Raw genomic sequence first — 18,431 nt, 5'->3', positions numbered from 1 at the left:
AAAAAACATTTACATCATATCCCATTATAGACAAGGATACAAATTCTATACAGAAAAATTAAACACGGCGGCGTTTTGGTGGGCGACATCCATTATGTGGAACTGGAGTCACGTCTCTGATAGCAGTTACTTCAAGACCAGCAGCTTGTAGCGCACGAATTGCCGCTTCACGTCCTGCACCAGGTCCCTTAACAGTTACTTCAAGAGATTTCATTCCGTGTTCCATAGATGACTTCGCTGCAGTTTCTGCTGCCATTTGAGCTGCGAAAGGAGTAGATTTACGTGAACCTTTGAATCCTAGCGCACCAGCACTTGACCAAGAAAGTGCATTCCCATGAGCATCAGTAATAGTTACAATTGTGTTATTAAAAGTAGAACGAATGTGTGCAACACCTTGTTCAATATTCTTTTTCACACGACGTTTACGTGTATTAGTTTTGCGTGCCATTTAAAGTACCTCCTTTACCGATTATTTCTTCTTGTTCGCTACAGTCTTACGAGGACCTTTGCGTGTGCGAGCGTTATTTTTAGTGTTTTGTCCGCGAACCGGTAAACCACGGCGATGACGTAGACCACGATAGCTTCCGATCTCCATTAAACGCTTAATGTTAAGTGAAACTTCACGACGAAGGTCACCTTCAACTTTTAGCTTATCGATGACTTCACGGATTTTATTTAACTCATCTTCAGTTAAATCACGAACACGAGTGTCTTCAGAAACACCAGCTTCTGCTAATACTTTCTGAGCAGTATTTTTACCAATCCCATAGATGTAAGTTAATGAGATTACTACACGTTTTTCACGTGGAATATCTACACCAGCAATACGTGCCATAAATTAGCGCACCTCCTTGTTATTAACCTTGTTTTTGTTTATGTTTAGGGTTTTCACAGATAACCATAACTTTTCCACGTCTGCGGATAACTTTGCACTTTTCGCAGATCGGTTTAACAGATGGTCTTACTTTCATTATCCTAACCTCCTTAATAGTACGGAGTGCAATGGTTATTTAAAACGATAAGTGATTCTTCCGCGAGTTAAATCATATGGAGAAAGCTCCACAGTAACTTTATCTCCTGGTAAAATACGAATAAAATGCATACGGATCTTACCAGAAACATGAGCCAACACCGTATGACCATTTTCTAATTCTACTTTAAACATGGCATTTGGCAAAGTATCAACCACTGTGCCTTCAATTTCAATTACATCGTCTTTCGCCATCAAACAGTCTCCTTTCTTTATTCAAATACGAACCCATTTATCTTTGCAAAAGCAAAGCTTGCTTTCCATCATTACACGCCGGATTTTTCGAGAAATATATTTGAAACTAACAACCTTATGATTATAGCACAGAAACGGAACAAAATCGAAATGATATATTTAAATACGAACAATTAAGCAATTGTAAGTATCTCATATCCATTTTCAGTAATTGCAATCGTATGTTCAAAATGAGCACACATTTTCCCGTCAATTGTTACGACTGTCCAGTTGTCAGTCAATGTTTTCACATATCGGCTTCCTGCATTCACCATTGGTTCAACAGCAAGTACCATACCCGGTTTAAGTCGTGGACCTTTGTTTGGGGGACCATAATGAGGAATTTGAGGGTCCTCATGTAAATCCTGACCTACGCCATGACCAACATACTCGCGTACAATGGAAAAACCATTTTGTTCCGCATATGTTTGAATAGCATGTGAGATGTTCGATAGACGCTCGCCTGGCTTTGCTTCCTTAAGGCCGATAAATAATGATTCTTCTGTAACGTCTAGCAAACGCTTCGTTTCATCATCAATTGTACCTACAGGATATGTCCAAGCAGAGTCACCATGATAACCGTTATATTTAGCACCAATATCTACGCTGATAATATCGCCGTCTCTCAACACCCGATTACCAGGTATGCCATGAACAAGTTCATTATTTACTGAAGTACAAATGCTGCCAGAGAAGCCATTATAGCCTTTAAACGAAGGAATTGCATTCGCTTTGCGAATAAATGTATCAGCAATATGATCCAATTCTTTTGTTGTTATTCCAGGAGCAATATGTTTTTTCAGTTCTTGGTGAGTCAATGCTACAATTTTGCCGGCCTCACGCATGATCTCAATTTCACGCGGCGTTTTGCAAATAATCATTCATGCAAGCCCCCGAGTAAACGATCCAGATCAGTAAATACTTTATCGATATCCTGCTGGCCATCAATATTGCGTAAATACCCTTTTGCTTCATAGAAATCAAGCAAAGGCTTTGTTTGTTTGATATTCACATCAAGCCGTGTCTTAACCGTTGCCTCATTATCGTCTGCACGCTGATACAGTTCCCCGCCACAGCGATCACATTCATCAGCCTTTGCAGGCGGATTAAATACGAGATGATAGGTAGCGCCACAATCTTTACAGATTCGGCGGCCAGTTAAGCGCTCCATAAGAATATCTTGATCCACATCAATATTAATGACAAAATTAATTTTTTTATTCAATTCAGCAAGGATATTTTCAAGTGCATCTGCTTGAGGAACCGTTCTTGGAAATCCATCAAGCAAGAAACCTCTCTCACAGTCATCCTTGCTTAATCGTTCACGAACAATACCGATTGTCACTTCATCAGGAACAAGCTCGCCTTTATCCATGAAAGATTTTGCTTTCAGGCCTAGTTCCGTTTCATCCTTAATAGCTGCACGAAACATATCACCTGTTGAAATATGAGGGATGCCATACTTGTCGACTATCTTCTCGGCTTGTGTACCTTTACCGGCACCGGGGAGCCCCATTAATACTAAATTCATATGAATTCCCCCTTAAATCTAATTGGCTTATAGGGAACCTTATACATGTCCCCTAAAAACCAAATTATTTGATAAACCCTTTATAATGACGTTTAACAAGCTGTGATTCAAGTTGTTTCATCGTATCTAGTGCAACACCGACAACGATGAGCAAACTTGTACCTCCTATTTGAGCTGAGTCCGGCAATCCTGCGATGTTGATAAACAGCATCGGCAAAATGGCTATAGCTGTAAGGAAGAGTGAACCTACAAATGTTAAACGATATAAAACGCGCGTTAAATATTCCTGCGTGCTTTTTCCTGGTCTTATGCCTGGAATATACCCGCCCTGCTTTTTCAAGTTATCTGAAACTTGTTCTGGATTCACTTGAATGAAAGCATAGAAATAAGTAAAAGCAATAATTAATGCACTGTAGATGATCATTCCGACCGGAGTCGTATAATCAAATACTCTTTGAATCCATAAAGTGACATCATTTTGCTCAAAGAATCCAGCAACAGTTCTCGGAGTAATGATGAATGAAATCGCAAAGATAACTGGAATAACACCAGCTGCATTAACTTTTAATGGCAAGTGAGTGTTTTGCCCGCCAACTGGATTTCTTCCAGCTGTGACACGCTTAGCGTACTGAATTGGAATCTTTCTTAACGCCTGTTGGATAAAAATTGTTCCAACAACAATAGCAACTACCGCAAGAAGGATTAATAATACTGTAACGATACGAAGGAATATTTGTTCTCCCGCATTTTCAAATTGCTGTGCGTAAATCTGGTTAACAACAGATGGTATACCAGCAACGATACCAGCAAAGATGATAATGGAAATTCCATTTCCAACGCCCTTTTCAGTAATTTGCTCCCCTAACCACAATAGAAATGCAGTTCCAGCAGTTAATACTGTTGCAATAAGAAGATAAGAACCAATTCCTGGGTTTTCAATCAACTGACCATTCGCAAGGTTATTAAAACCATAAGACATACCAAGAGCTTGGATGAAACCAAGCACGATAGTAAAGTAGCGGGTAAACTGAGCTAATTTACGGCGTCCAACTTCTCCCTGCTTTGACCATTCAGTAAACTTTGGCACAACGTCCATTTGCAGCAACTGAATGATGATTGATGCCGTAATATATGGCATAATCCCCATCGCAAGTATCGAGAAGTTAAGAAGCGCACCACCGCCAAAAGTATTTAAAAGACCGAATGCATTTAATTCATCCTGGGCTTGTAAAAGGCCGGCATTCACACCTGGTACTGGTATGAAAGTACCGATGCGAAATACGACCAGCATTAAAAGGGTGTATATGATCTTTCTTCTTATATCACCCACGCGCATAAAATTGGAGATAGTCTGAAACATTAAATCACCTCAGTTTGACCGCCGGCAGCTTCAATCGCTTCCTTTGCAGCAGAGGAGAATTTATGAGCTTTAACTGTAAGCTTTTTCTCAACTTTGCCTTTAGCAAGAATTTTAATTCCTGCTTTTTCATTACTTACTACCCCTGTTTCGACAAGAAGAACTGGAGTTACTTCAGTTCCATCTTCAAAACGGTTTAGTGCATCAAGGTTCACTACTGCGTATTCTTTACGGTTAACATTCGTGAAACCACGTTTTGGTAAACGTCTGAATAAAGGTGTTTGACCACCCTCAAAACCAGGACGAACACCGCCACCTGAACGAGCGTTTTGACCTTTATGACCTTTACCAGCAGTTTTACCGTTACCAGAACCGATTCCTCGGCCCTTGCGCTTACGTTCTTGACGTGAACCCTCTGCAGGCTTTAATTCATGAAGTTTCATGTTGGCACCTCCTTATTTTGTAGAAGAGTGAAATTTAGTTTTCTTTTACCGTAACAAGGTGAGCAACTTTGTTGATCATTCCGCGAATAGCAGGATTATCTTGATGCTCAACTGTTTGGTGCATTTTGCGTAAACCAAGAGCTTTAACTGTTTCGCGTTGGTCTTGCGGGCGACCAATCACGCTGCGAGTGAGGGTAATTTCTAGTTTATTCGCCATTTGATTTCCCTCCTTATCCTAACAGTTCTTCTACTGATTTTCCACGTAATTTAGCTACGTCCTCAGCACGTTTTAATTGTTGCAAACCGTTCAGTGTTGCACGAACCATGTTGATTGGTGTGTTTGTTCCTAAAGATTTAGAAAGAATATCACCAACACCAGCTAATTCTAGAACCGCACGAACTGGTCCACCAGCAATAACACCAGTACCTTCATATGCAGGCTTTAAAAGAACTTCACCAGCACCAAAGTTTCCAATAACTTGGTGAGGAATTGATGTTCCAACCATCGGTACTTCGATTAAGTTTTTCTTCGCATCTTCAATCGCTTTACGAATTGCTTCAGGTACTTCTTGTGCTTTACCAGTACCAAAGCCGACATGACCGTTTTTATCGCCTACTACTACAAGAGCAGAGAAACGGAAACGACGTCCACCTTTAACAACCTTCGCTACACGATTTACAGTAACTACGCGTTCTTCAAGTTCAAGTTTGTTTGGATCAATACGACGCATGTTTTTGTGTCCCTCCTTTATCTATTAAAATTCTAATCCGTTTTCACGTGCCGCATCAGCTAATGCTTTTACACGACCATGATAAAGGTATCCTCCGCGATCAAAAACGATAGATTTAATACCTTTTTCTACTCCACGTTTTGCAACCAATTCTCCGACCTTAACTGCTGCATCAACGTTTCCTGTAGATTCTAGATTAATTTCTTTATCTAATGTAGAAGCACTTGCTAAAGTTACTCCCTTAACATCATCAACTAATTGAGCATAGATATGCTTATTAGAGCGGAACACATTTAAACGAGGACGAGCTTCAGTTCCAGAAAGTTTAGCACGTACACGGCCATGTCTTTTCTTACGAACTGCATTTTTGTCAGCCTTCGTAATCATTTAAGTCACTCCTTTCGTTTACTTATGCGGCATTACTTACCAGTTTTACCTTCTTTACGACGCACATATTCGCCTTCATAGCGGATACCTTTTCCTTTGTAAGGCTCTGGAGGACGAACGTCACGAATATTAGCTGCTAAAGCACCAACACGTTCTTTGCTGATTCCTTTAACGATAATTTTCGTATTTGATGGTACTTCAACCTCAATACCTTCTTCAGGTTCCATTTCAACAGGATGAGAGTAACCCACATTAAGGATAAGCTTCTTACCTTGTTTTTGAGCACGGTAACCGACACCAATAAGCTCAAGACCTTTTTCAAAGCCTTTAGAAACACCTTCAACCATGTTCGATAATAATGCACGAGTTGTACCATGAATTGTACGGTGTTCTTTTGAATCAGTTGGACGAGAAACAGTTAATACGTTCTCCTCTAATTGAATCATCATATCAGGATGGAATGAACGAGTAAGTTCACCCTTTGGTCCTTTAACAGTAACCGTGTTTTTATCATTAGTGATTGTAACGCCAGTTGGAATTTCAATCGGTTTTTTACCTATACGAGACATTTATTGCACCTCCATTCATTAAGAAACTCTATTACCAAACGTATGCTAGTACTTCTCCGCCAACTTGTTTAGCGCGAGCTTCTTTATCTGTAAGAACTCCTTGAGAAGTAGAAACTAGTGCGATTCCAAGGCCGTTAAGTACACGTGGTACTTCGTCAGCTTTTGCGTATACACGAAGACCAGGTTTACTGATACGTTTAAGACCAGTAATTACGCGCTCGTTGTTTGAACCGTATTTTAAGAAAATGCGGATAATACCTTGCTTATTGTCTTCGATAAACTCAACATCACGCACGAAACCTTCACGCTTAAGGATTTCTGCAACTTCTTTTTTAATATTAGAAGCAGGAACTTCTAATTTTTCGTGACGAACCATATTCGCATTACGGATGCGAGTAAGCAAGTCTGCAATTGGATCTGTCATGACCATTGTTTTTACCTCCTTCCCACACTTGGGTTTTACCAGCTAGCTTTTTTCACGCCAGGAATTTGACCTTTATATGCTAATTCACGGAAACAAATACGACAAAGCTTAAATTTACGGTATACAGAATGTGGACGTCCGCAACGTTCGCAGCGTGTGTATTCTTGTACCTTATGTTTAGGCGTGCGTTTTTGTTTCGCAATCATTGACTTTTTAGCCACGTTTTCGCCTCCCTCTATTTAGCGATTACTTTTGGAATGGCATTCCGAATTGAGTTAAAAGTTCACGAGCTTCTTCATCAGTATTAGCTGTAGTTACGATAACGATATCCATACCACGAACTTTGCTTACTTTATCGTAATCAATCTCAGGGAAGATTAATTGCTCTTTTACACCTAGAGTATAGTTTCCACGGCCGTCAAATGACTTCTTAGAAATACCACGGAAGTCACGAACACGCGGAAGAGATACAGAGATTAATTTGTCGAAGAACTCATACATACGCTCTCCACGAAGAGTAACTTTCGCACCGATAGGCATACCCTCACGAAGACGGAAACCAGCGATAGAGTTTTTCGCACGAGTTACTACTGGCTTTTGTCCAGTAATTAATGCTAATTCTTCCACCGCATTATCAAGTACTTTTGAGTTTTGAACAGCATCACCAACACCCATATTAATAACAATTTTATCAATTACAGGCACTTGCATTACTGATTTATAGTTAAACTTGCTCATTAGAGCAGGAGTAATTTCTTTTGTATATTTTTCTTTTAGGCGGTTCATTCATTGTACCTCCCTTCTTCTTTAAACTATTTATCTAGAACTTCACCGGATTTTGTTGCTACACGTACTTTTTTGCCATCAACCGTTTTATAGCCTACACGAGTTGGTTTACCAGACTTAGGGTCGACAGGCATAACGTTTGATACATGAATAGGAGCCTCTTGGTTAATGATTCCGCCCTGCGGATTCACTTGTGAAGGCTTAGAGTGTTTCTTGACAATGTTAACTCCTTCAACAAGAACACGATCTTGTTTAGGGAACGCTGCAAGAATAACGCCCGTTTTGCCTTTATCTTTACCAGAGATGATCATAACTTTGTCACCTTTTTTCACATGCATCAGTAAGCACCTCCTTAAAGGCAATTTAGTTAGTATTATAATACTTCTGGAGCTAAAGAAACGATTTTCATGAAATTGCTATCGCGTAGTTCACGAGCAACTGGTCCGAAGATACGAGTTCCACGAGGGCCCTTGTCATCACGAATAATTACACATGCGTTTTCATCAAAACGAATATAAGTACCGTCATTACGGCGTACACCGCTCTTTGTACGAACAACTACTGCTTTAACAACATCACCTTTTTTAACAACGCCACCTGGTGTTGCTTGTTTCACTGTACAAACGATAATATCACCGATATTAGCTGTCTTGCGGCCAGAGCCACCAAGAACTTTGATTGTAAGTACTTCACGAGCACCAGAGTTGTCAGCAACTTTCAAACGTGATTCTTGTTGAATCATGAGTGTAACCTCCCTTCGGAATTAGGGTTTTTCCGAACAATTAGATAATAACTGCTTTTTCTACCACTTCTACAAGACGGAAGCGTTTTGTAGCTGAAAGCGGACGAGTTTCCATAATACGGACGATATCGCCAGTTTTCGCAAGATTTTGCTCATCATGAGCTTTGAATTTTTTAGAGTACTTAACGCGTTTACCGTATAAAGGGTGTTTTTTGTATGTTTCAACTAAGACAGTAACGGTCTTATCCATCTTATCTGAAACAACACGCCCAGTGTAAACTTTGCGTTGGTTGCGTTCACTCATTGTGCGAACCTCCTCTCAATATCACTTTGTAAAACCAATTTCTCTTTCACGAATAACAGTTTTCATACGAGCAATCGACTTACGTACTTCACGAATACGAGCTGTATTTTCAAGCTGTCCTGTCGCCAATTGAAAGCGAAGATTGAATAACTCTTCTTTTAATGATTTGACTTTTTGTTCAATTTCGGCAGTGGTAAGGTCACGAATATCATTAGCTTTCATTTGATTCACCACCAATTTCTTCTCGTTTTACAAACTTACACTTAACTGGAAGTTTGTGTGCTGCAAGACGTAAAGCTTCACGAGCGATCTCTTCAGAAACACCTGCGATTTCAAACATTACTTTACCAGGTTTAACAACTGCTACCCATCCTTCAGGAGCACCCTTACCGGAACCCATTCGGACTTCAAGAGGCTTTGCAGTATATGGCTTATGCGGGAATATCTTAATCCAAACTTTACCGCCACGTTTCATGTAACGAGTCATCGCAATACGAGCAGATTCGATTTGACGGTTCGTAATCCAAGAAGCTTCTGTAGCTTGTAGACCGAATTCACCAAATGTTACTTCAGTACCGCCCTTTGCTTGACCGCGCATTTTCCCACGATGTTGACGACGATATTTTACGCGCTTTGGCAATAACATATTATTTGCCTCCTTCCCCAGTTTTCTTCTTAGTAGGAAGGACCTCTCCACGATAGATCCATACTTTTACGCCTAATTTACCGTAAGTTGTATCAGCTTCAGCTGTAGCATAATCGATATCAGCACGAAGAGTATGAAGTGGAACTGTTCCTTCGCTATAGCTTTCAGAACGTGCGATATCAGCACCGCCTAGACGGCCAGATACCATTGTTTTGATACCTTTAGCACCAGCACGCATTGCACGTTGAATCGTTTGTTTTTGAGCACGACGGAAAGAAACACGGTTTTCTAATTGACGAGCAATGTTTTCCGCTACTAATTTCGCGTCAATGTCAGCTTTTTTGATTTCAAGAATATTGATGTGTACACGTTTGCCAGTAAGTGAGTTAAGCGCCTTACGAAGTGCTTCAACCTCAGTACCACCTTTACCGATAACCATTCCTGGCTTTGCAGTATGAATAGTGATATTAAGACGATTTGCAGCACGTTCGATTTCCACTTTAGAAACAGAAGCATCATTTAGACGCTTTGTGATGTACTCACGCACTTTAAGGTCTTCGTGTAAAAGATCAGCATAGTCTTTGCCTGCGTACCATTTAGATTCCCAATCACGGATAACTCCGATACGCAAACCGACTGGATTTACTTTTTGACCCACTGATTACCCCTCCTTCTTTTCTGATAAAACGATAGTAATATGACTAGTACGTTTGTTGATTTGGCTTGCACGGCCTTGTGCACGAGGACGGAAACGTTTTAATGTTGGTCCTTCGTCAACAAATGCTTGAGAAACTACTAAATTATTAACGTCCATTTCGTAGTTGTGCTCAGCGTTGGCTAATGCAGATTTTAAAACCTTCTCTACGATTGGAGAAGCAGCTTTTGGCGTTAAGTTTAAAATCGCTACTGCTTCACCTACTTGCTTACCTCGAATTAAATCTACGACTAAACGAGCTTTACGAGGAGCAATACGAACTGTTCTTGCAACAGCTTTAGCTTGCATATGAATGCCCTCCTCTCATTAACGTCTTGTTTTCTTATCATCATTGCCATGGCCTTTGTATGCACGTGTTGGAGCGAATTCTCCAAGCTTGTGGCCTACCATGTCTTCAGTAACGTATACAGGCACATGTTTACGACCATCGTAAACAGCAATTGTGTGTCCGATGAATTGCGGGAAGATCGTAGAACGGCGAGACCAAGTTTTTACAACTTGTTTGCCCTCAGTTTCATTTAGCTTTTCGATCTTTGTCATTAAATGTTCATCAACAAAAGGTCCTTTTTTTAAGCTGCGACCCATGATTGAACCTCCCTTCGCGATTGTTCTACGGCCCGAATCTGGAACCGTAGTTCAATCCCGTTATTTTTTGCGGCGACGCACGATAAATTTATCTGATTTGTTGTTTTTCTTACGAGTTTTGTATCCAAGAGTTGGTTTACCCCATGGAGTCATTGGTGATTTACGTCCGATTGGTGAACGTCCTTCCCCACCACCGTGTGGGTGATCGTTAGGGTTCATTACAGAACCACGAACAGTTGGGCGCTTACCTAACCAGCGTGAACGTCCTGCTTTACCAATGTTAATAAGTTCGTGTTGTTCATTACCAACTTGACCAATAGTTGCACGGCAAGTTGCAAGAATCATGCGAACCTCACCAGAGTTTAGACGAACAAGTACGTATTTTCCTTCTTTACCAAGAACTTGTGCAGAAGTACCTGCTGAACGTACTAACTGTCCACCTTTACCAGGTTTTAATTCAATATTGTGAATAACTGTACCCACTGGGATGTTTGCAAGTGGAAGTGCATTACCCACTTTAATATCTGCTTCCGGTCCAGACATTACTTCCATGCCTACTTCTAAATTCTTAGGTGCAAGGATGTAACGCTTTTCTCCGTCAACATAATTAATTAATGCAATGTTTGCTGAACGGTTTGGATCATACTCAATTGTAGCAACGCGTCCTGGAATGCCATCTTTGTTACGTTTAAAATCGATTAAACGGTATTGACGCTTATGACCGCCACCTTGATGACGAACTGTTAACTTACCTTGGTTATTACGGCCGCCTTTACGGTGTAAAGGAGCAAGTAATGACTTTTCTGGAGTGCTTGTAGTAATTTCAGCAAAGTCAGATGAAGTCATATTACGTCGACCGTTTGTGGTAGGTTTATACTTTTTAATCGCCATTTCGTTTCCCTCCTTTTCTCGTCAATGTATTAAGCTTCGAAAAACTCGATTTCTTGACTGTCAGTTGTTAATTTTACAATTGCTTTACGACGTTTGTTTGTATAGCCGCCGAATTTACCCATACGCTTGAATTTACCTTGGTAATTCATGATGTTAACTTTTTCAACTTTCACGCCAAAAATTGCTTCAATAGCATCCTTAACTTGTGTTTTATTCGCTTTAACATCAACTTCAAACGTATATTTCTTTTCAGCCATAAGATCAGTAGAACGTTCAGTGATTACGGGGCGCTTAATGATATCGCGTGCATCCATTATGCAAGCACCTCCTCTACTTTTTCAACCGCTGCCTTCGTCATGATTAACTTATCATGATTTAGAACATCCAATACGCTGATTCCAGAAGCAGTCACAACTGTTACACCTGGGATGTTACGAGCAGATAATGCTACATTTTCATCTAGGTCTGCAGTTACGATTAATGCTTTTGTATCAATTGAAAGTCCTTTAAGTACACCCTTAAAGTCTTTTGTTTTTGGAGTTTCGAAAGCAAGGCTTTCTAATACTAATACATTTTCATCTAATACCTTAGAAGATAAAGCAGATTTAATAGCTAAGCGACGTACCTTTTTAGGTAATTTGTAGCTGTAGCTGCGTGGTACAGGACCAAATACAGTTCCACCTCCGCGCCATTGTGGAGAACGGATAGAACCTTGACGCGCACGGCCTGTTCCTTTTTGGCGCCATGGCTTACGTCCACCGCCTGCTACTTCAGAACGAATTTTAGTTTTATGAGTTCCTTGACGTAAAGAAGCTCTTTGCATAACAACTGCTTCAAATAAAACATGGTTGTTAGGCTCAATTCCAAACACTGTATCATTAAGTTCGATTTCTCCAACCTTTGATCCAGCTTGGCTGTATAATGCTACTTTCGGCATTCTTTATTCCTCCTTTCCGACTTAATACTATGCTTTTACCGCACTTTTAATTTTTAGCATTGCTTTTTTCGCACCTGGTACATTACCTTTAATAAGTAAAAGATTACGTTCAACGTCAACTTTTACGATTTCAAGGTTTTGAACAGTAACTTGGTCTCCGCCCATGCGTCCTGGTAATAATTTACCTTTGAATACGCGGTTTGGAGCTACAGGACCCATTGAACCTGGGCGACGGTGGTAACGTGAACCGTGAGCCATTGGTCCGCGAGATTGTCCGTGACGCTTAATAGCACCTTGGAAACCTTTACCTTTTGAAATTCCTGTTACATCAACAGTTTCACCTGCTGCAAAAATATCAACTTTGACTTCTTGACCAACTTCATAATCTCCTAAATTCACTCCACGTAATTCACGAACGAAGCGCTTAGGAGCAGTGTTAGCTTTTGCAACATGTCCTTTTTCAGGCTTGTTAGATAGCTTTTCACGTTTATCTTCAAAACCAACTTGAATTGCTTCATAGCCATCAGTTTCTACTGATTTCTTTTGAAGAACAACGTTAGAAGCTGCCTCAACAACTGTTACCGGGATAAGTTCACCGTTTTCAGCAAACACTTGAGTCATACCAATCTTTCTTCCTAAGATTCCTTTGGTCATATCAGTCACACCTCCTAGATTGTTAGTAAAATTTATTCATTAAAGTTTAATTTCGATATCTACACCAGACGGTAAGTCTAAACGCATTAGCGAATCAACCGTTTGTGGTGTTGGGTTAATGATGTCGATTAGACGTTTATGCGTACGCATTTCGAATTGCTCACGAGAATCTTTATATTTATGAACCGCACGAAGGATTGTATAAATAGACTTCTCAGTTGGTAATGGAATCGGACCAGATACAGCCGCACCAGAACGTTTTGCAGTCTCTACAATCTTTTCAGCAGATTGATCAAGGATTCTGTGATCATACGCTTTTAAACGAATACGAATTTTTTGTTTTGCCATTATTTTCCCTCCTTTTCGCCTATTTTCAAATAGACATTCTCAGTGAAAATTTCCCACACACTCGCCATGGCAAAGCGGCCGGGTGTGTCAGCAACCTTTCACATCATCGCAGTCAAAGACCAACATTGTCTATTATACAGAAATTATTCATGAAATGCAATAGCTTCATATAATTTCTTTTTGTTTTGCACACTTGTATTATTATAGCGGCATCAATGGACTTTTTCAAGCCTCAACCGCACAAACCAATTATTTCATACAAACAAATAACATTGTTCCTAAAATATCTTATTACTATAGAAGAAACACGAAATAGTCTAATACTTTTCAATAAAAAAACCAGATGGATCGTCACCCATCTGGTTTTTAAAAATTTAATTATTCAACGATTGTAGCAACAACGCCAGCGCCTACTGTACGTCCACCTTCACGAATTGAGAACTTAGTTCCTTCTTCGATAGCGATTGGAGCGATAAGCTCAACGTGCATTTCAATGTTGTCACCAGGCATAACCATTTCTACGCCTTCAGGAAGGTTACAAATACCAGTTACATCAGTTGTACGGAAGTAGAACTGAGGACGGTAGTTTGTGAAGAATGGAGTGTGACGTCCACCTTCTTCTTTTGATAAAACATAAACTTCAGCTTTGAAAGTTGTGTGAGGCTTAATAGTACCTGGCTTTGCAAGCACTTGGCCACGTTGGATTTCTTCACGTGCAACACCACGAAGAAGAGCACCAATGTTGTCACCAGCTTCTGCATAGTCAAGTAATTTACGGAACATTTCTACACCAGTTACAGTTGTAGATTTTGGCTCTTCAGTGAAACCAGTGATTTCGATAACATCCCCAACTTTAACTACTCCACGCTCAACACGTCCAGTAGCAACTGTTCCACGACCAGTGATTGAGAATACATCCTCAACTGGCATCATGAATGGCTTTTCAGTATCACGTGCTGGGTTTGGAACGTACTCATCAACAGCAGCCATAAGTTCAACGATTTTTTCTTCCCATTCAGCTTCGCCTTCAAGAGCTTTAAGAGCTGAACCTTTAACAACTGGAATGTCATCGCCAGGGAATTCATATTCTGATAATAGATCACGAATTTCCATTTCAACTAATTCAAGAAGTTCTTCATCATCTACCATGTCACATTTGTTCATGAATACAACAAGGTAAGGAACACCTACTTGACGAGAAAGAAGAATGTGCTCACGAGTTTGTGGCATTGGACCATCAGCAGCAGATACTACTAGGATACCGCCGTCCATTTGAGCAGCACCAGTGATCATGTTTTTAACATAGTCAGCGTGTCCTGGGCAGTCAACGTGTGCATAGTGACGGTTAGCAGTTTCATACTCAACGTGAGAAGTAGAGATTGTAATTCCACGCTCTTTTTCTTCAGGAGCGTTGTCAATTTGATCATAACCGCGTGCTTCACCGCCACCTGCTTTTGCAAGTACAGTAGTGATTGCAGCTGTTAATGTAGTTTTACCATGGTCAACGTGTCCGATTGTACCAATGTTAACATGGGGTTTTGAACGGTCGAATTTAGCTTTTGCCATTAGGAAAATCCTCCTTTAAATTATAAAAGTTAAGTATTTGGGTGAGCTGCAAAAAGATTATTCTTTTTGCAGCTCATTAGCCTACATAAGTAGTTATACTTGATTAATAAGGTAAAATCAATTATTCACCTTTATTTTTTTTGATGATTTCTTCTGAAATTGATTTTGGTACTTCTTCATAGTGATCGAAGTGCATTGAGAATACCCCACGACCTTGCGTGCTTGAACGCAATGAAGTTGCATAACCAAACATTTCAGAAAGTGGAACCATTGCACGGACTACTTGTGCGTTTCCGCGAGCGTCCATACCTTCTACACGTCCACGGCGAGAAGTTACGTTACCCATAATATCTCCTAAGTACTCCTCAGGGATAATTACTTCAACGCGCATTACTGGTTCAAGAATGACCGGTTTACATTTAGAAGCGGCATTTTTAAGAGCCATAGAAGCCGCAATTTTAAACGCCATTTCTGATGAGTCAACATCATGGTATGAACCATCAAACAGTCTTGCCTTAATATCAACTAGCGGATAACCAGCAAGAACTCCTCTGTCAAGCGCATCTTCAAGACCTGCTTGAACAGCTGGGATGTATTCACGAGGTACAACCCCACCAACGATGCCGTTTTCGAATTCAAAGCCTTTTCCTTCTTCGTTTGGAGAGAACTCGATCCAAACGTGTCCGAATTGTCCACGACCACCAGATTGACGAGCAAATTTACCCTCAACTGATGCAGAACCACGGAAAGTTTCGCGATATGCAACCTGTGGTGCACCAACGTTAGCTTCCACTTTGAATTCACGTTTCATACGGTCAACAAGGATATCAAGGTGAAGTTCACCCATACCAGCGATGATTACCTGACCAGTTTCCTGATCGGTATGCGCACGGAATGTCGGATCTTCTTCTTGTAATTTTTGTAGAGCAGTAGTCATCTTATCTTGGTCAGCCTTTGATTTAGGTTCGATAGATAATTGAATAACTGGCTCTGGGAATTCCATTGACTCAAGAATAACAAGATTCTTTTCATCACATAGACTATCTCCAGTTGTAGTATCTTTAAGACCTACAGCTGCAGCGATATCTCCAGCATATACTGTTGAAATCTCTTCACGAGAGTTAGCGTGCATTTGCAGGATACGTCCTACACGTTCACGTTTACCTTTCGTAGAGTTTTGTACATATGAACCTGAGTTCAATGTTCCAGAGTAAACACGGAAGAATGTAAGCTTACCAACATAAGGGTCTGTCATAACTTTGAACGCTAGAGCTGCGAACGGCTCTTCGTCACTTGAATGACGTTCAATTTCTTCATCACTATCTGGCAGAGTACCTTTAATTGCAGGTACATCAAGCGGCGATGGAAGATAATCGATAACTGCGTCAAGCATTTTTTGAACACCTTTGTTTTTGAAAGCAGAACCACAGATTACTGGGTAGAATTCAACGTTTACAGTACCTTTACGAATAGCTGCTTTCAACTCTTCGTTAGAGATTTCTTCTCCACCAAGATACTTTTCCATTAAATTCTCATCAAGTTCAGCTACCGCTTCAATTAACTTTTCACGGTATTCTTCAGCTTGATCCATGTATTCTGCAGGGATTTCACGCTCTTCAATATCAGTGCCTAAATCGTTTCCGTAGAATGTAGCTCTCATTTCGATAAGGTCAATAATACCTTCGAATTGGTCTTCAGCACCGATTGGTAACTGAATAGCAGCTGCATTAGCTTGTAAACGATCATGGAGTGTTTTCAAAGAGTATAAGAAGTCTGCACCAAGTTTGTCCATTTTGTTAACGAACACAACACGTGGAACTCCATATGTTGTAGCCTGACGCCAAACTGTTTCTGTTTGTGGTTCAACACCAGATTGAGCATCAAGTACAGCCACAGCACCATCAAGTACACGAAGTGAACGTTCTACTTCAACTGTGAAGTCTACGTGCCCTGGTGTATCAATAATGTTAACACGGTGGCCTTTCCATTGAGCAGTTGTTGCAGCAGAAGTGATTGTAATTCCACGTTCTTGCTCTTGCTCCATCCAGTCCATTTGTGAAGCACCTTCATGCGTTTCACCAATTTTATGGATTTTACCAGTGTAGTAAAGTACACGCTCCGTTGTTGTTGTCTTACCGGCATCGATGTGAGCCATGATGCCGATATTACGAGTATTTTTCAAGGAGAACTCTCTTGCCATTGGGTCTTTCTCCTTCCTAGTATGAGTGTTATTTTATTTATACTTCTAATTTTACCAGCGGTAGTGAGCAAACGCTTTGTTCGCTTCTGCCATTTTATGTGTATCTTCACGTTTCTTAACAGATGCACCAGTATTATTAGCTGCATCAAGGATTTCGTTAGCTAAACGCTCTTCCATCGTTTTCTCACCGCGGAGACGAGCATAGTTTACTAACCAGCGAAGACCAAGTGTTGTACGACGATCAGGACGCACCTCTACTGGTACTTGATAGTTTGATCCACCTACACGGCGAGCTTTAACTTCAAGTACTGGCATGATGTTCTTAAGTGCTTGATCAAATACTTCCATCGGCTCTTTGCCAGCTCGCTCACTAATAATTTCAAACGCAGAATATAAAATAGCTTGTGATTTACCTCTTTTACCATCAATCATCATTTTGTTGATTAGACGGCTAACAAGCTTTGAATTATAAATCGGATCCGGCAATACATCTCTTTTTGCTACAGGACCTTTACGTGGCATGTTATTTCCTCCTTTCGGAAATTCTTTTCAATAATATTTTTGTTTAATTATTTCTTAGGTGCTTTTGGTCTCTTCGCACCGTATTTAGAACGGCCTTGCATACGGTTTGCAACACCAGCTGTATCTAATGCTCCGCGTACGATGTGATAACGTACCCCCGGTAAGTCTTTCACACGTCCGCCACGAATTAACACAACGCTGTGTTCTTGTAGGTTGTGTCCGATACCAGGAATGTAAGCATTAACCTCGATTCCGTTAGATAAACGAACACGCGCATATTTACGTAACGCTGAGTTAGGTTTTTTCGGTGTCATTGTACCAACACGAGTACACACACCGCGTTTTTGTGGTGAAGATACATTAGTTTGTGCTTTTTTAAAGCTGTTATAGCCTTTATTTAGTGCTGGTGATTTTGACTTTTCCTCTTTAGTTTTACGAGGTTTACGCACTAATTGGTTAATAGTAGGCATGTAATTGTCCTCCCTTCATTTTTGTTAAGCCCACACATCCAGGTGGTTCATTTTGTTGCAAAAAACAAAGTCTTCGCAGATACCATCTACAAAAACAGTTTTTAATTAATTATTGCAATAGCTGCCGCACCCACATCTATACCGCATGCCTTCCCAAGCTTTTTCATCGAATCGACATACAGGATAGGAACCATTGTCTCCTCTGCTGCACTCACTATTTTTGCTATGACCTTATGATCAGCATCTCTAGCAACTACAACTTCGTTTACTGTTCCTAGTTTTAGTGCTTTCACCGTTTGCTTTGTTCCTATTACAACATCTTTTGCCTGCAATACTTTTTCATAAGACATGTATGATAT

Annotated in this window: 33 protein-coding genes; all 33 read right to left on the bottom strand. The window is 40.4% G+C overall.

What is annotated here, in order from left to right:
• Window positions 1-58: 58 nt before the first annotated feature.
• On the bottom strand, window positions 59-448 hold the full coding sequence (gene rpsK, locus ASU02_RS20830; RefSeq protein ID WP_053478243.1) for a 30S ribosomal protein S11: 390 nt from the start codon (window positions 446-448) through the stop codon (window positions 59-61).
• Window positions 449-469: 21 nt separating this feature from the next.
• Complete coding sequence (gene rpsM, locus ASU02_RS20825) at window positions 470-835, bottom strand: 30S ribosomal protein S13 (RefSeq protein WP_053478244.1); 366 nt, start codon at window positions 833-835, stop codon at window positions 470-472.
• 22 nt (window positions 836-857) lie between these two features.
• Window positions 858-971 carry a 50S ribosomal protein L36 gene (rpmJ, locus tag ASU02_RS20820; RefSeq protein WP_000868344.1) on the bottom strand — a complete coding sequence of 38 codons (114 nt, stop codon included), beginning with the start codon at window positions 969-971 and terminating at the stop codon, window positions 858-860.
• 35 nt (window positions 972-1,006) lie between these two features.
• Window positions 1,007-1,225, bottom strand: coding sequence for a translation initiation factor IF-1 (gene infA / locus ASU02_RS20815; protein WP_009336604.1), 219 nt, complete (start codon window positions 1,223-1,225; stop codon window positions 1,007-1,009).
• 173 nt (window positions 1,226-1,398) lie between these two features.
• A complete protein-coding gene (gene map, locus ASU02_RS20810; RefSeq protein WP_057767224.1) occupies window positions 1,399-2,145 on the bottom strand; it encodes a type I methionyl aminopeptidase in 747 nt (248 codons plus the stop codon).
• The gene (locus ASU02_RS20805; RefSeq protein ID WP_057767222.1) at window positions 2,142-2,795 is read right to left on the bottom strand and encodes an adenylate kinase; all 654 of its coding nucleotides are present in this window, start codon (window positions 2,793-2,795) and stop codon (window positions 2,142-2,144) included. Before ASU02_RS20805 ends, map begins: the two co-directional genes overlap by 4 nt.
• A 64-nt stretch (window positions 2,796-2,859) precedes the next feature.
• Window positions 2,860-4,155 (bottom strand): preprotein translocase subunit SecY, encoded by a 1,296-nt coding sequence (secY, locus tag ASU02_RS20800; RefSeq protein ID WP_057767220.1) that lies wholly within the window; start codon window positions 4,153-4,155, stop codon window positions 2,860-2,862.
• Window positions 4,155-4,595: a 50S ribosomal protein L15 gene (rplO, locus tag ASU02_RS20795; protein ID WP_053478248.1), complete on the bottom strand. Its 441-nt coding sequence runs from the start codon at window positions 4,593-4,595 to the stop codon at window positions 4,155-4,157. Before rplO ends, secY begins: the two co-directional genes overlap by 1 nt.
• A gap of 34 nt (window positions 4,596-4,629) precedes the next feature.
• Complete coding sequence (gene rpmD, locus ASU02_RS20790; protein WP_053478249.1) at window positions 4,630-4,812, bottom strand: 50S ribosomal protein L30; 183 nt, start codon at window positions 4,810-4,812, stop codon at window positions 4,630-4,632.
• 13 nt (window positions 4,813-4,825) lie between these two features.
• A complete protein-coding gene (gene rpsE / locus ASU02_RS20785) occupies window positions 4,826-5,326 on the bottom strand; it encodes a 30S ribosomal protein S5 (RefSeq protein WP_057767218.1) in 501 nt (166 codons plus the stop codon).
• A gap of 24 nt (window positions 5,327-5,350) precedes the next feature.
• Entirely contained in the window at window positions 5,351-5,713 is a 363-nt protein-coding gene (gene rplR, locus ASU02_RS20780; RefSeq protein ID WP_057767217.1) for a 50S ribosomal protein L18, read from the bottom strand.
• Window positions 5,714-5,745: 32 nt separating this feature from the next.
• Entirely contained in the window at window positions 5,746-6,282 is a 537-nt protein-coding gene (gene rplF / locus ASU02_RS20775; RefSeq protein WP_057767216.1) for a 50S ribosomal protein L6, read from the bottom strand.
• Window positions 6,283-6,313: 31 nt separating this feature from the next.
• Complete coding sequence (gene rpsH / locus ASU02_RS20770) at window positions 6,314-6,712, bottom strand: 30S ribosomal protein S8 (RefSeq protein WP_053478253.1); 399 nt, start codon at window positions 6,710-6,712, stop codon at window positions 6,314-6,316.
• A gap of 29 nt (window positions 6,713-6,741) precedes the next feature.
• Window positions 6,742-6,927 carry a 30S ribosomal protein S14 gene (gene rpsN / locus ASU02_RS20765; RefSeq protein ID WP_009336593.1) on the bottom strand — a complete coding sequence of 62 codons (186 nt, stop codon included), beginning with the start codon at window positions 6,925-6,927 and terminating at the stop codon, window positions 6,742-6,744.
• Between the two features lie 25 nt (window positions 6,928-6,952).
• Window positions 6,953-7,492, bottom strand: a complete 540-nt coding sequence (rplE, locus tag ASU02_RS20760; RefSeq protein WP_057767214.1) for a 50S ribosomal protein L5 — start codon at window positions 7,490-7,492, stop codon at window positions 6,953-6,955.
• Between the two features lie 26 nt (window positions 7,493-7,518).
• Window positions 7,519-7,830, bottom strand: coding sequence for a 50S ribosomal protein L24 (gene rplX / locus ASU02_RS20755; RefSeq protein ID WP_057767212.1), 312 nt, complete (start codon window positions 7,828-7,830; stop codon window positions 7,519-7,521).
• A 35-nt stretch (window positions 7,831-7,865) separates the two neighbouring features.
• Window positions 7,866-8,234 carry a 50S ribosomal protein L14 gene (rplN, locus tag ASU02_RS20750; RefSeq protein WP_057767210.1) on the bottom strand — a complete coding sequence of 123 codons (369 nt, stop codon included), beginning with the start codon at window positions 8,232-8,234 and terminating at the stop codon, window positions 7,866-7,868.
• 40 nt (window positions 8,235-8,274) lie between these two features.
• Window positions 8,275-8,538, bottom strand: coding sequence for a 30S ribosomal protein S17 (rpsQ, locus tag ASU02_RS20745; RefSeq protein ID WP_053478257.1), 264 nt, complete (start codon window positions 8,536-8,538; stop codon window positions 8,275-8,277).
• A 21-nt stretch (window positions 8,539-8,559) separates the two neighbouring features.
• Window positions 8,560-8,760, bottom strand: a complete 201-nt coding sequence (gene rpmC / locus ASU02_RS20740) for a 50S ribosomal protein L29 (protein WP_053478258.1) — start codon at window positions 8,758-8,760, stop codon at window positions 8,560-8,562.
• Window positions 8,750-9,184: a 50S ribosomal protein L16 gene (rplP, locus tag ASU02_RS20735; RefSeq protein WP_053478259.1), complete on the bottom strand. Its 435-nt coding sequence runs from the start codon at window positions 9,182-9,184 to the stop codon at window positions 8,750-8,752. The genes rpmC and rplP overlap by 11 nt, the downstream gene beginning before the upstream one ends.
• A 1-nt stretch (window position 9,185) precedes the next feature.
• A complete protein-coding gene (rpsC, locus tag ASU02_RS20730) occupies window positions 9,186-9,842 on the bottom strand; it encodes a 30S ribosomal protein S3 (RefSeq protein WP_053478260.1) in 657 nt (218 codons plus the stop codon).
• A 3-nt stretch (window positions 9,843-9,845) separates the two neighbouring features.
• Complete coding sequence (gene rplV / locus ASU02_RS20725) at window positions 9,846-10,187, bottom strand: 50S ribosomal protein L22 (RefSeq protein WP_057767209.1); 342 nt, start codon at window positions 10,185-10,187, stop codon at window positions 9,846-9,848.
• An 18-nt stretch (window positions 10,188-10,205) separates the two neighbouring features.
• Window positions 10,206-10,484: a 30S ribosomal protein S19 gene (gene rpsS / locus ASU02_RS20720; RefSeq protein WP_049635903.1), complete on the bottom strand. Its 279-nt coding sequence runs from the start codon at window positions 10,482-10,484 to the stop codon at window positions 10,206-10,208.
• Window positions 10,485-10,544: 60 nt separating this feature from the next.
• A complete protein-coding gene (gene rplB / locus ASU02_RS20715; RefSeq protein WP_057767206.1) occupies window positions 10,545-11,375 on the bottom strand; it encodes a 50S ribosomal protein L2 in 831 nt (276 codons plus the stop codon).
• 29 nt (window positions 11,376-11,404) lie between these two features.
• Complete coding sequence (gene rplW / locus ASU02_RS20710) at window positions 11,405-11,689, bottom strand: 50S ribosomal protein L23 (RefSeq protein WP_057767204.1); 285 nt, start codon at window positions 11,687-11,689, stop codon at window positions 11,405-11,407.
• On the bottom strand, window positions 11,689-12,312 hold the full coding sequence (gene rplD / locus ASU02_RS20705) for a 50S ribosomal protein L4 (protein WP_057767202.1): 624 nt from the start codon (window positions 12,310-12,312) through the stop codon (window positions 11,689-11,691). Before rplD ends, rplW begins: the two co-directional genes overlap by 1 nt.
• Window positions 12,313-12,339: 27 nt before the next feature.
• Window positions 12,340-12,966, bottom strand: a complete 627-nt coding sequence (gene rplC / locus ASU02_RS20700) for a 50S ribosomal protein L3 (protein ID WP_053478265.1) — start codon at window positions 12,964-12,966, stop codon at window positions 12,340-12,342.
• Window positions 12,967-13,005: 39 nt separating this feature from the next.
• On the bottom strand, window positions 13,006-13,314 hold the full coding sequence (rpsJ, locus tag ASU02_RS20695; protein WP_009791329.1) for a 30S ribosomal protein S10: 309 nt from the start codon (window positions 13,312-13,314) through the stop codon (window positions 13,006-13,008).
• A gap of 378 nt (window positions 13,315-13,692) precedes the next feature.
• The gene (tuf, locus tag ASU02_RS20690; protein WP_057767201.1) at window positions 13,693-14,880 is read right to left on the bottom strand and encodes an elongation factor Tu; all 1,188 of its coding nucleotides are present in this window, start codon (window positions 14,878-14,880) and stop codon (window positions 13,693-13,695) included.
• Between the two features lie 121 nt (window positions 14,881-15,001).
• Window positions 15,002-17,080 carry an elongation factor G gene (gene fusA / locus ASU02_RS20685; protein ID WP_057767199.1) on the bottom strand — a complete coding sequence of 693 codons (2,079 nt, stop codon included), beginning with the start codon at window positions 17,078-17,080 and terminating at the stop codon, window positions 15,002-15,004.
• A gap of 51 nt (window positions 17,081-17,131) precedes the next feature.
• Window positions 17,132-17,602 carry a 30S ribosomal protein S7 gene (gene rpsG / locus ASU02_RS20680; RefSeq protein WP_057767197.1) on the bottom strand — a complete coding sequence of 157 codons (471 nt, stop codon included), beginning with the start codon at window positions 17,600-17,602 and terminating at the stop codon, window positions 17,132-17,134.
• 47 nt (window positions 17,603-17,649) lie between these two features.
• Complete coding sequence (gene rpsL / locus ASU02_RS20675; protein WP_057767195.1) at window positions 17,650-18,072, bottom strand: 30S ribosomal protein S12; 423 nt, start codon at window positions 18,070-18,072, stop codon at window positions 17,650-17,652.
• A 101-nt stretch (window positions 18,073-18,173) separates the two neighbouring features.
• Window positions 18,174-18,422 (bottom strand): 50S ribosomal protein L7ae-like protein, encoded by a 249-nt coding sequence (locus tag ASU02_RS20670; RefSeq protein ID WP_057767193.1) that lies wholly within the window; start codon window positions 18,420-18,422, stop codon window positions 18,174-18,176.
• Between the last annotated feature and the right edge of the window lie 9 nt (window positions 18,423-18,431).

The sequence above is a fragment of the Cytobacillus praedii genome, from assembly GCF_001439605.1.
GTDB lineage: Bacteria > Bacillota > Bacilli > Bacillales > Cytobacillaceae > Cytobacillus > Cytobacillus praedii.
Note: the sequence above shows the minus strand (reverse complement) of the source record. Positions and strands in the feature narration are given on the sequence as shown.